This window comes from Leptolyngbya cf. ectocarpi LEGE 11479 (assembly GCF_015207065.1).
GTDB lineage: Bacteria > Cyanobacteriota > Cyanobacteriia > Phormidesmidales > Phormidesmidaceae > Leptothoe > Leptothoe ectocarpi.
Genome location: NZ_JADEXP010000193.1, coordinates 1 through 12,091, shown reverse-complemented (window position 1 = coordinate 12,091; position 12,091 = coordinate 1). Strand labels below are relative to the sequence as shown.

General features: G+C 47.8%; 11 protein-coding genes and 1 pseudogene. 7 read left to right on the top strand and 5 right to left on the bottom strand.

Annotation, left to right across the window (positions count from 1 at the left end):
- On the bottom strand, nt 1-695 hold a 695-nt coding region (locus IQ260_RS18840; RefSeq protein ID WP_193994646.1), incomplete at its 3' end, for a DUF3479 domain-containing protein.
- Nucleotides 696-840: 145 nt separating this feature from the next.
- Here IQ260_RS18840 and IQ260_RS18835 point away from each other — a divergent pair.
- Nucleotides 841-1,458 (top strand): hypothetical protein, encoded by a 618-nt coding sequence (locus IQ260_RS18835; RefSeq protein ID WP_193994645.1) that lies wholly within the window; start codon nt 841-843, stop codon nt 1,456-1,458.
- Between the two features lie 56 nt (nt 1,459-1,514).
- Here IQ260_RS18835 and IQ260_RS18830 read toward each other — a convergent pair whose 3' ends face one another.
- Nucleotides 1,515-1,976 (bottom strand): GNAT family N-acetyltransferase, encoded by a 462-nt coding sequence (locus tag IQ260_RS18830; RefSeq protein WP_193994644.1) that lies wholly within the window; start codon nt 1,974-1,976, stop codon nt 1,515-1,517.
- A 533-nt stretch (nt 1,977-2,509) separates the two neighbouring features.
- Between IQ260_RS18830 and IQ260_RS18825 the strand changes: the two genes are divergently transcribed.
- Both IQ260_RS18825 and IQ260_RS18820 read left to right on the top strand, forming a co-directional pair.
- A complete protein-coding gene (locus IQ260_RS18825) occupies nt 2,510-3,439 on the top strand; it encodes a hypothetical protein (RefSeq protein WP_193994643.1) in 930 nt (309 codons plus the stop codon).
- Nucleotides 3,440-3,873: 434 nt separating this feature from the next.
- Nucleotides 3,874-4,809, top strand: a complete 936-nt coding sequence (locus IQ260_RS18820; protein ID WP_193994642.1) for an S-layer homology domain-containing protein — start codon at nt 3,874-3,876, stop codon at nt 4,807-4,809.
- Here the strand turns inward: IQ260_RS18820 and IQ260_RS18815 are convergent.
- Nucleotides 4,806-5,909: a saccharopine dehydrogenase family protein gene (locus IQ260_RS18815; protein WP_193994641.1), complete on the bottom strand. Its 1,104-nt coding sequence runs from the start codon at nt 5,907-5,909 to the stop codon at nt 4,806-4,808. The two genes, IQ260_RS18820 and IQ260_RS18815, sit on opposite strands and share 4 nt — an antisense overlap.
- An 82-nt stretch (nt 5,910-5,991) precedes the next feature.
- Here IQ260_RS18815 and IQ260_RS18810 point away from each other — a divergent pair, with 82 nt between their 5' ends.
- The gene (locus IQ260_RS18810) at nt 5,992-7,650 is read left to right on the top strand and encodes an ABC transporter permease (RefSeq protein WP_193994640.1); all 1,659 of its coding nucleotides are present in this window, start codon (nt 5,992-5,994) and stop codon (nt 7,648-7,650) included.
- Nucleotides 7,651-8,104: 454 nt separating this feature from the next.
- Here the strand turns inward: IQ260_RS18810 and IQ260_RS18805 are convergent, their stop codons facing one another.
- Nucleotides 8,105-9,133 carry a chlorophyll a/b binding light-harvesting protein gene (locus IQ260_RS18805; RefSeq protein ID WP_193994639.1) on the bottom strand — a complete coding sequence of 343 codons (1,029 nt, stop codon included), beginning with the start codon at nt 9,131-9,133 and terminating at the stop codon, nt 8,105-8,107.
- Between the two features lie 376 nt (nt 9,134-9,509).
- Nucleotides 9,510-9,719 carry an Asr1405/Asl0597 family protein gene (locus IQ260_RS18800; protein ID WP_193994638.1) on the bottom strand — a complete coding sequence of 70 codons (210 nt, stop codon included), beginning with the start codon at nt 9,717-9,719 and terminating at the stop codon, nt 9,510-9,512.
- Between the two features lie 543 nt (nt 9,720-10,262).
- Between IQ260_RS18800 and dpsA the strand changes: the two genes are divergently transcribed.
- The 3 genes and pseudogenes from dpsA to IQ260_RS18785 form a co-directional block, all read left to right on the top strand.
- Nucleotides 10,263-10,802, top strand: a complete 540-nt coding sequence (dpsA, locus tag IQ260_RS18795; RefSeq protein WP_193994637.1) for a DNA starvation/stress protection protein DpsA — start codon at nt 10,263-10,265, stop codon at nt 10,800-10,802.
- Nucleotides 10,803-11,150: 348 nt separating this feature from the next.
- Entirely contained in the window at nt 11,151-11,738 is a 588-nt protein-coding gene (locus IQ260_RS18790; RefSeq protein WP_193994636.1) for a (2Fe-2S) ferredoxin domain-containing protein, read from the top strand.
- Nucleotides 11,722-12,091: pseudogene (locus IQ260_RS18785) on the top strand (hypothetical protein); the annotation flags it as partial. The gene IQ260_RS18790 and the pseudogene IQ260_RS18785, both read left to right, overlap by 17 nt.

Below are 12,091 nucleotides of genomic sequence, written 5' to 3'. Positions count from 1 at the left end.
CCCTTTTGCCTGTCCCCATACCACTCCACATACGCCTTGGGTGATTCAAAATACCCGTCGTAATCCGGATGCAACAAGCCAATATTCGGCGTTTCAATAACAGCTGGAATTTCCCCTACGGTCAGGCCGAAATACTTCTCCGCCAACACCCACAGCATCGAGGCCACGTTTTCAGTGCCGCCCGCGTTCCAGTAGCCATAGATGATCAGCCAGTTGCGCAAATCCTGCACCTTACGCGCTGGGATATATTTCAGCAGCTTGGGGCCAATCTTTAAAAAGCTGATGTATCCAGCCAGCTTGTCCTCTTCTTTGCCGCTGCCAAATTTGCTAAGGATAAACTGCACCGGCTTGGGCATGCCCCCATTTTTTTGACCGGTCTTTTCACCAATGACAAATTTGCCCAGCTGGGTCAAGGCCATCAGCTCCAGGGCTGATTCGAATACCAGGCGAATAGGAATTTCCTGGGCCCGTTCCCGCAGCCATAGCACCTGATCGTAGTCAAAAATCAGGCTGGCAAAGAAGACATCGGCTCCGTCTAGGGCGGTGGCGATGGTGTCAGGTTGGGTGGTGAGGTCGCGATCGCAAAATACCCGAATGTCCAAATCAGCACAGCGCTGCTGGGCTAGATCAGCCGCCTGCTGATACAGCTGTGTATTAAACGCTTCAAAGCCAGCAATCAAAACAATCCGTGGCATTCATTAGGACCCATGGCAGCCCACTAATTTTAACGAATTTTAATATTGTGGGTCTTATTGCTGTGAACGGTAATGGCAGGGCAGTAAATTAACATCAGATAACGCTACCATCGGCTTAGCAGGTTTTGAGCAAGGAAAGTCAGCTATGCCTTACAGCAAATTTACGACGCTCAGCCAGGTAGAAGCGGCGTTTGACTTAACCTTGGACGAACATCATAGACTGTTTAAAGATGTAAAACCCATACAGCCAGATCCGCGTTTGCAAGAGACTTTGCAGGACTATTTACCCTTGGCCAACGCGGTCAATACGGAAAAGGCACGGTCTGAGCTAATCATTGCTCCTATTCTGCTAGAGCTTAGACGACAACATCTGGGCAAGGTTGGTTTTTTCTCAGGCACCGAGTTTACGGTTGATCCCGATGCGGGTCTATCCGGTTACTGCGACTATATTCTGACAGCGTCGGCAGACCTGTATGAGGTACGTTCTCCAGTGGTTACCTTAGTGGAAGCCAAAAACGAAGATATTAAAGGTGGACTAAGCCAGTGTATTGCTGAAATGGTAGCGGCCTATCGATTTAATCAACAGCAAGGAGAGGATATATCGACTATCTATGGGGTGGTAACAACTGGTGTTATTTGGAAATTTTTACGCTTAGTCTATCCAGTCGTGGCCATCGATTTGGAAGAATATTATGTCAAAGAGATTGACAAGATTCTAGGGATTTTATCACTGCCATTTTTAATGGCAGAAGAGCCTATCTGAACTGATTAGGCAGTTCGTAAAATACCTGAATGTTCAAATTATTTTCACGTACTCCCCTACAGATATCGCTCCATTAGATAACGCTCAAACTGTATGTCCTGAAGGTCAACTATCTCGGTATCATAGAGCTGAAAACCAAATTTCTTAAACAGCCCCAGACTAAACTCACTGGCTTCTGCATAAAGTCTCCGGATGTGATGCTCCTGGGCATAGTCTAGTATCGACTGCATGAGCACGGAGCCAATGCCCTGATGGATGCAATCATGCTTAACATAGGCCGATGCTACGTGTCCGTTGTCTCCAATGCCTGCGAATCCTAGAATGGCTTTATCATCGATGGCAACAAACGTATTAACCTCTAAAATAAACCGACGAAAATGGTCTGCATCAGAGATCGAAGCAGACCATACTTTTGTTTGGGCAGGGGAATAATAGGCAGGCGCATTGACCAAGACTGTTTGGCGATAAAGTGTGGAGAGGGTTGGCAAATCGCCTGCATTGGCTACGCGGATATTCATCTCAGCAGTCCCCTATTAGATCGTACATCCTTTTGACTGCCATCTTTGCTCAGCTATCTCAACGACAGTAATTTAATAGTACATGTGATCTCACAATCATTAAACGGTACTACTAGGCAGTAGCGTGTAAATGAAATCACACCGAGGCTCAGTAATAGCTCGTTTCTTTCATCCTGAGAATTTTAGACATCTTTACAGAGGCTTTAGTCTGGTTCTGAACTAATCATTAAATGGTGAAAACAGCCTAACTAAATCGTAGAAAGTGCTTATTTACAGACCAAACGCAATAGAATAACAACCGGTGGACTGTTCTATTGAGATATAAAATGGAAACGACTGTGCAAATCGACGTCGTTCAGGGTGCAATAGATCAAGCAGCAACGTATCTGATTAACAATATCCAGACTAATGGAATGTTCAGATACCGCATCAATACCAACACAGAGGTTAAACTTAGGCCCAAGTACGATATCCTGCATCATGCTGGCTGTGTACATGCTCTATCAATGTATCATCAGCAACATCCAAGCGAAATGACTCACTTAGCTATTAAACGGGTGGGTCGTTATCTATGTAAGGAGACTATTCAACCCATTCCTGGAGAGCGTAACATCCTAGCAGTCTGGTCTAGACCGGATATTCATCATACAACTAAACCATTACAGGCAAGGCTAGAAAGTACGGGTGTCGGATTGTTAGCTCTTCTAGGGTTGGATACCTTCCACAGTGATCTGATCCCGCTTGAGTATCTTCGGGCTTTGGGGCGATTTATTGTCTACATGCAACCAGATGCGGAGAGTTTTTACTCCAGCTATGTTCCCTTACTCGGTGGATACACTGAACAACAGCATCTATATCACTATCCTAGCGAAGTTATGTTAGGACTCGTGATGCTTTATGAAAAAGATCCATCACACATCTGGATTGAGACCGCATATACGGCTTTAGCGTATCTGGTCAATCATCGTCAGCAGCTCAACAGTGTCCAAGCAGACCCTTGGCTCTTGTTGACAATAGCTAAGATACTCTCCCTTGAAAATCTTGATAAACTGTCTATCTCTAAAGAATTGTTGATTACCCATGCTATCCAAATTTGTGAAATGATGCTTCAACACCAAGTGTATGCCCCTAGACGACCTCTCTACGATGGTGGGTTCGTCCAAGATGGCAGAACAGCACCGACAGCAACCTGGTTAGAAGGCCTCCTAGCCGCGCTTACATTTTTTTCCACTGACCATGAAATTACCACCCGTATTCGGACAGCAGTAAATCGCGGTGTAAAATTTTTGCTCAGGGCTCAAATCAGAGATGGAGAGTTTGTTGGAGCTGTCCCACGGGCGGTGGGTAGACTACGGGCCAGACGTTCCCATGCGGCTAAGTTTAATCAACGAGCGACAGAAGTTAGAATTGACTATGTCCAACACACCATGAGTGCTTGGATGCAGTATCTGACAGTCGCTTAATAAGCGTAGATGCTGTTACCGGTTTGTGTGTAAATATCAGCTTCCATCAGCCAGTAGCAGCATTTTTTTCACAATATCAATCAAGAAATAGCCAGTTTTGAAATTGACCCCAGATTGTTCAGGAAATCTGGCTGTTGATTGTGAAGTTTCATTTTTGCTTGTTCATCCACTACAGCCTCTCTTTTTGCCGATCTAACAGATTGTAAAATATTTACGCAATAGTACTGAAGCTTTTCATTGTTTTACCGGTTGAAAACCACTTAAAAAATTGGTCCAGTCCATCTTGTCCTATTTAGCTACCGTAAGGTTGAATCACATTAAGCGACCACAGAATCTACCGCGAATTGGTCTAAACATAGAAAATCTATAGCGGGAAAAAACACAATCGGGGACAGCTATTTTTTAAACTTTTTTGGTCTAGAGGATCCTAACTTATGAATATTTCTCCGGCTTTATGGCTTTTACGCAACATGACTGGCCTGGGTGTTTCTCTTTTAACGATATCTTCTATTTTTATTTTTTCTAATGCAGCCCAGGCTCAGACTCAGGTAGACCAGCAAGAGACAGAGCAACTTGCTCAAAGCCAGACTATTCGCCGTAGTGTTGTCCGCCAGACTAGTTTTACGGATATTCGTCAGAATTATTGGGCGTCTAGTTTTGTTTATCCCTTGAGCGATCTGGGGGTGATTGAAGGGTTTCCCAATGGCATGTTTATGCCGACTAACGGTCTTACCCACTCACAATTTGCTGCCCTAATCAACAAAGCGTTTGATGTTAGATCTGTACAACGGGTATCGTCCATTTCGGGTATCTCTCGCAGCTATTGGGCCTATAGCGCTATCCAAAAAGCCCACTCTATGGGCTTTATCGATTTAGATAATATTGTTTCGGATCCAGAACGTCGTTTAACTCGCTTAGATGTGTTACTCTCCTTAGCCCGTGGCTTAGGATATACCGAGATTGTCTCAGGTAAAAGTGTGACGGAAATTCTCAGTATTTATGAAGACGCTGATACAATTCCTACGGAATACCGGCTGATCATTGCTGCTTTGACTGAACGTGGCATCATTGTTAACTATCCTAACCGCAAGCGCCTCAATCTTTTCCAGGTGGTTAGTCGCTCGGAAGCCTGCAGTTTTATTTATCAGGCGATGGCCAGTCAGGGCATCCTTGAGTATGTTCGGAACGAATATGTAGCGGACGATTTCTTGGATGTGTTTATCTCTGTCAATAACAATATTGAGATCGACAACTCCGTCGAGATTGATCATGACAGCGATGACGACGACGATGATGACGATGACGACGACGACGACGATGATGATGATGACGATGACGACGACGACGATGACGACGACGACGACGATTAATCGCCTGAACAGACTGTTCTAGCGATCTCTAAATTTCTTGCTGCCAACGTCTGCTCAAACAGAGACGTTGGCAGTGCTTGTTCTACGGGCCATACACCTGGTAAAGAGAGTTGCCCAGATAGAAGCAGTTGGGCAATGCTACCGGTTCCATAGCCAGCCGCTTCTGCGGTATCTGGATGGGTGAGTGTTGCTAAATACGTGGCGGATTGGCCCTGATGTTGTCCTTGGATGGCTAATCTCATGGCAATGCCGGTACCGCTAAAACGGTCGGTTACTTGGGTCATGGCATAGCTGACCTGGGAGAGAAATTCTATTGCCGCTGATGTCTTTAGCCAGCCTGCGGGCAGCAATGTCATCCAACTGGTGAGGTGATTATAGATATCAGGTAGTGACCCAAATTTAGTGATTACGCTGTCTAACTGGGGAAAAGACTGGGGCAGTGTGAGTGCTTCAACCGTATTGAACCAGTAAACTCCAGCCCCTTTATTGTAGGGTTCAGGGAAGGGCAACACTTCGCGATCGCAATAGGGCTGAATAAATATACGCTGACCGTTAACCTTGGCCTCAAAGGGAGTTTGCAGCTCGACAAAGGTGGTGCGCATCACGGTTACGCCAGCCCCACCAGAACCCGCTACCAAATAACTGAGATGCACGCGATCGGCTTGTGCTAACTGCTCGATGCCCTGGCGCACCATGCTGTTGGAAATACCTGGAAAGACGCCTGTGCTGACAATACAGGTAACCCCGGCTGCTTTGGCTACGGCACCAAAGGCAAGGGCTTCTCTGACATAATCAGGGCTATCGGCAACATCAATGTAGGGGGTGCGCTGCTCAATACACTGGGCCAAAATATTGAAGTCTCTTGTACGAAAGGGACCGGCACAGTGGATGACTAAATTATGCTGTGCGATCGCAGCCCTCACCCCGTCTAGATCATCTAAGGACAATGCCTGATACCGCTGCCGTGGCTGCAGCTTAAACGCAGCCTGAGAACGCCGTCCGGTGAGGGTTATGGTGACGTCAGTGTGACGCAACAGGTCGCTCGCCACACTGCGACCGATGCGACCACCGCCGCCAATAATCAAGACTCGCTGGCCCATTGAGCTTTCCCCTCAAGTTGATACAACGGACGGCTATAGCTGACAATAAACCCATTGCTCGCTATTGACTGTTTTTCCCATCATGACCACTGACGCATCCCGCCTCATTCCCCGTCTACCTCGCATCAACGGTTGGACCATAGCGGTATGGCTGATCGCGCTGCTGGTAGCATCTCCTATTTTGGTGGTGTTGGGTAGCGTTTTATCTCCCAGTGAGGGCGTATTCAGCCACTTGGCCTCAACGGTGCTGAGTCAGTACATTACCCATTCGCTGATGTTAATGGTGGGGGTGGGGGTGGGGGTGCTGATTTTGGGAATCGGTACGGCCTGGTTAGTGACCATGTGTCGCTTTCCCGGCAGTCGCCTATTTGAGTGGGCTTTGCTGCTGCCGCTGGCGGCCCCGGCCTATTTGCTGGCCTACACCTATACTGACTGGCTAGATTATTATGGCCCGGTGCAGCTGTGGTTGCGATCGCAGTTTGGCTGGCAGTCTGTCAACGACTACTGGTTCCCCGACGTCCGCTCAGTGGGCGGGGCTATTGCCATGTTTAGCCTGACCCTCTATCCCTACGTCTACATGCTGGCGCGGGTGGCCTTTTTAGAACAGTCCGTCTGTACCCTGGAAGCCAGTCGTTCCCTTGGCTGTGGCCCCTGGCGTAGCTTTTTTAGAGTCGCCCTCCCCTTAGCCAGACCCGCCATTATTGCCGGGCTATCCCTGGCCCTGATGGAAACCCTCAGCGACTTTGGCACCGTCGACTATTTTGGCGTCGCCACCTTTACCACCGGCATTTATCGCACCTGGTTTGGCATGGGGGCTCAGGTAGCCGCCGCCCAGCTATCAGCCATGCTGATGGTGTTTATCCTAGTTTTGATTGTGTTAGAGCGCTGGTCTAGACGTCAGGCCAAATACTACCAGGCAAAAAATAGCACTCAGCGCCCCCAACCCTACAGCTTGTCAGGCATACGAGCCTTAGGGGCAGTGTTCGCCTGCGGCCTACCCATTACCCTCGGGCTGTTGTTACCCGGCAGCCTGCTGGCCCACATGACCCTGACCAATCTAGACGAAACTTTAGACAACCGTTTTGTCGAACTCGCCCAGCACAGTCTGATTTTAGCTGGGCTGACCGCTGGCATTGGCATCGTCGTTGCCCTGGTTTTGGGCTACGGAGCCCGGCTGAGTAAACAACCTCTAGTCGACATGGGAGTGCGTCTGGCCTCCATGGGATACGCCGTTCCCGGTGCGGTGATCGCCGTCGGTATCTTGATTCCTGTTGTCAAGTTGGATAAGGGGCTATCAACTTGGATTGAGGCCGCCACCGGCAACAGCGTGGGGCTGCTGCTCAGTGGCACCATTACAGCGCTGATTTTTGCCTATTTAGTACGATTTTTAGCCGTGGCCTTGGGCACCGTCGAGTCGGGTCTGGGTAAAATTCGCCCCACCATCGATGATGCTGCCCGCAGCCTGGGCTGTTCCCCCACCAAAACCCTTGTAAAAATTCACACGCCGCTGATGGCCAGCAGTCTGCTAACGGCCCTGATGCTGGTGTTTGTCGATGTGATGAAAGAACTGCCTGCCACCCTGGTCATGCGCCCCTTTAACTTTGATACCCTGGCCGTCAGAGTGTACCAATACGCCTCGGATGAAAGACTGGTAGAGGCCTCGGCCCCGGCCCTCATGATTCTATTAGTGGGTCTAATCCCCGTTATTTTATTAAGCTGGCGCATTGCCAGGGAGCGGTAAGTAACGCATATACCCCGACGAATATGTTACAGATGAGTTTGCCAGATTATTGAGATCCGTTATCATAAATGCGATAACAGCGGTCTAGCAGATGCGTTGTGTTAGCACGGAAAATGATCCTTCAAGGCATCTCAACCTATGAACTGGCATAGTTGGCTCTTTATCATTTGCTTTATTGCAGTGGCTACTGTTGGTCTTCGACTTTCCTGGCTGTGGTGCTATCGTCCCCGGTACAGACGATGGCGACAGCGGTCTCGAGCAGTTAAACCCGGCAAATTTGGTCGGTCTAAGAAACACGTTTACTATGTGCCCCATAAATAAAAATAAAAATCAATAAAAAGACCCATACCGTCAGGTACAGGTCCGGTTGAGAGAGGAGAACCGGCGAGCGGTCCTTGGAGCAAACTTGAATGTCTATTCTTGAATGTCTGAATGTCTATTTGGCTAAAATTGCTTACGTCTGAGCAATGCCATCTAAGGCTTGATTGACCCGCTTAAAGTCAAAGCCCATGGAGCGCAGCGCATGCCACAGATGACCCTGCAGAAAGAAGAAGCCCAGGAAGAAATGGGTATTTGCCAGCCAGCAGCGAGCTGTATGGGCTCCTAAAGGTAGGTTAATCGTATCGGCAAAGTAAGGAGATACCCCTAACTTTGTTTCTAAAATCGGTCCATAAAATTCGACCGGGTAGGCCAGCGTATTGACTGAGCAGAAGTAGGCTGCAACAAAGGCAGCTAAGGCAATGCCACCCAGGGAGTAAGAAAGAATCGCTTCACCGGAGAAAGAGAGTACTTTTTTGGCCCAGCCCAGTGGGGGAACTGCTATATGCCAAACTCCACCTAAAATCAACAGAGCACCGATAAAGGCATGACCACCGACTAGGTCTTCTAGACTATCAATACTGGCAAAGTGAGTTTGATAGCCATAGATAGTGGCGATGTCTAACGTAGGCTCGGTAATCAAACGGACTTCACCTAGGGTCGGGTCATAAAGACCATGCCATTTGGTCGCCCACAGTACCAGCACTAACGCGCCAATACCTAGAAACAAAAGATGATGTCCCAAAATAAGACCGAGCTGTTTTGGCTCTTCCCACTCAAAGTGAAACTTGCGGGCTCTACCCGAAGCCTTACTCAAATCCTCTTCACCCTTCACCAGATGGAAGAGGGCACCCGCTGCCAAGACAGCTGAAGAAATCAGGTGTACAACACCCACGACAAAAGCCGGATATGTATCCACCAGAGTGCCATCACTGACACCAAATCCAAGGGTGGCTAAATGGGGCAACAAGATCAACCCCTGGTCTCCCATGGGTAAAGCAGGATCAAAGGTGGAAAGTTCAAACAGGGTGAAGGCACCTGCCCAAAAGGTAATTAAGGCAGCTTGTGCCACATGGGCTGAAATAAATAGTCCAGACTTTTCAGCAAAGCGAGCATTGCCAGCCCACCAGTCATAAGTAGGACTTGATTCACCATACGCTTGCATAGTGATAATGTCTCCGATAACTACGATAGTTCTGCTGCTGCATGTAAGCATCACTGCAAAACAACAACAACAAATCCGTTGAAAACAACCTGTTGAACAGACTGTTTTCAATTGCTTCAGTCAGCTTGCCCTATGACAGACGGCCTTGGCAACTAATGACACTTATTCTTAATAATAGTGATTTATATAACACTATCGAAAATGGTAAATTTGCCACTAAATCAGTATTTAAGACTGCAATTCGATGCTTTTTTATCAGATTTTGATAGGTAACATGTCTGATATGTATTCGATTTTAATAGGAAAAAATTTCATTAAAAAAGGAATGGCTATACGTAGCCATTCCGATAGAGAGGATATTTGATGAAGTCTTTGCCTACACCAGGGTTAAGCAGCTCTCTAGCCAGGCAGCAAGTTCTCGGCGTGACTGGGCTAAACGGTTTGTAATACACCACACCTGAATGGCATCGTTGGTCGAGGTGACACTGACCTTAAGCGGTTGGTGGCTTTTACATTCGCAGGGAATTCCTAACTCTTGCAATCGATAATAGGCTTCCCATCGATCGCGGCAATCAATTGTAATCATAGGGTTATCTGTTGATTCTCACAGGGACAGGGGATAATCGGCAGGCTTAAAACTTCAAGGGCTCATTCAGCGCGGGCCATTGAGCACATCAGATAGAAGTCATTTGCAGCAATCAATGAAATAAAAAAGCTACTCGTCTATAGGCATTACATATCAGCGTTTCTGGGCGTTTTAGGAATTTCCATACACAGCCTAAATAAGAATCTCTTCTAGGTGTTTGATAAGCAAACCTGACAGTTAGTCATAAATTGTTATCGCTTTTTAATACGGTGCAACAAAATAACTAGAAGCTACTTGCATCAGCAAAAAAATACGTCAACAGCTTAACTTTGACAAAAAGCTATGCAATGACGCGACATTGGGTCAATTTAGAAAAAAATAGCGCCAGCATCTATTGCGAACATATCTCATATAAGAATAGCGAAAACCCTTATATGTCAAGGTTTTTGGCCGCCTACAGTGGGTTAACATAGACACTATCAACAGCGGCTATTCGTTAAAATGGCCGGTTGTTAACTACCGCACTGTTCTTGGAGCCATTTTATGGTTAGCTCATCCGCTCTCGTTACCCCCTTTGGTGAAGTTACAGAAAATGCGATCGCATTAGAAACGTCAATTACAGCCTCTGTTTGCGAAGGGCTCAATATCCTTCTAGCCAGCTTTCAAGCGCTCTACATCCAGTATCAAAAGCATCATTTTGTTGTCGAAGGAGCTGAGTTTTATCAGATCCACAACTACTTTGAAGACAGCTATGACCAGGTCAGAGGCCATGTCCATGACATTGGTGAGCGTCTGGACGGACTGGGTGGAGTACCAGTCGCCAGCTTTAGCAAATTAGCTGAGCTGTGCTGCTTTACTCCAGAGCCCGACGGTATCTATCGCTGCCGCCCAATGATTGAAAATGACTTGGCTGCAGAGCAGGCCATTATTGCTGTTCTACGTCGTCAGGCAGCCCAGGCAGAAAGCCTAGGAGATCGCGCCACACGTTATTTGTATGAAACGATCCTACTAAAGACGGAAGAACGCGCTTATCACCTCGATCACTTCTTGGCAAACGACACCTTGGTTGTCATCAACAACTAGGCTGAGAAACCCCTCAAACAAACGCCAACCTCCCCTAGGGGAGGTTTTTTAATGGCTGCCATTTGAAACGTATTCTCGATTCCAATTAAATATCAAATGAAAATAGATGTCAAGAAGGTAATTGAACTTTCTAGCGATGATTAGCTATGGATAGCTGGCCATTGTCTAGGCTGCCTATATGAAAAGCTTTTCGAGCTGATAAGTAATCCTTCTAGACGGGGGTACCACTAAATAGAATCTATTAATAGGATGTAATCCTATAGTCACTTAACCTTATCTTGAAGGAATTGGTCGCAATAAGCATAGTGATCTGAGTTAGACTGACCATAGCAACCTACGCAAACTGATATGGCTAAGGACAAGCAACCGTTCTGCCTGGAAGGCCGGTTCGGTGGGTTTACCGCAGGTGGAAAATCCCCTTTTAAATATTTAAACCTGCAGAGTGCCCATGAGCACCATGTGATTAAACTGCCAAAGTCGGTACGGCTAATGGTGTTTCGCTACCTGCAGACGGGTGACTGGATTCGTGTGGTTGGCAGTCAGTCTGTTGACAAGGAAACAGGAGAACCCAGCCTCAAGGCCACAGAAGTGTTACGGGTAAAACCTTTGGAGGTGGTAACAACTCCTCTGGACGCCGTCAGTATGCCAAAACGGCCTCAGGAGAAAAAAAAGTCAGGTAAACCTAAGATCCTGATTTGTCAGAAGTCCGCCTGTCGTAAGCGGGGAGCGACAAAGGTGTGTCATGAAGTGGAAGCGGCGCTAGCAGCTAAGGGGTTGACTGACACGGTGCAGGTCAAGCTCACAGGCTGTATGGATCGGTGTAAGGCCGGTCCCAACATGGTGCTTATGCCCGCCAAACAGCGATACACCAAGGTTAAACCAGCTCAGGTACCTGGGTTGATTGAGCAGCATTTTCACCATGATGAAGTGGGCTAAACATCCTATGGTGGCCCGGCTTCAGACCGATGGGGGTTTGGGGGGTTTGGTCGCTGTATCGGTAGTGCTACATGGGAGCTTGTTGCTGTTGCCGATGCCCCAGTGGGGGCAAAGATCGGCGGAGCCGGAGATTGTTGTTGAGGAGAGCGATGCGATCGCAATCACGACTCTCCCCGTCGTTAGTAAACCAATCCCTGAAGAAATCCCTCCAGTAGAACCGCCGCCGCCTGCTCCCCCCGAGGCTGCACCACCGCCGCCGCTTACCCAGGTGCCTGATAATGTGCCTGAGGAGCGCTTAGAGCCACACGATTTCGAAGCTGTAGAGCCGCCGGAGCCTGCCCCGCCTCCTGAGG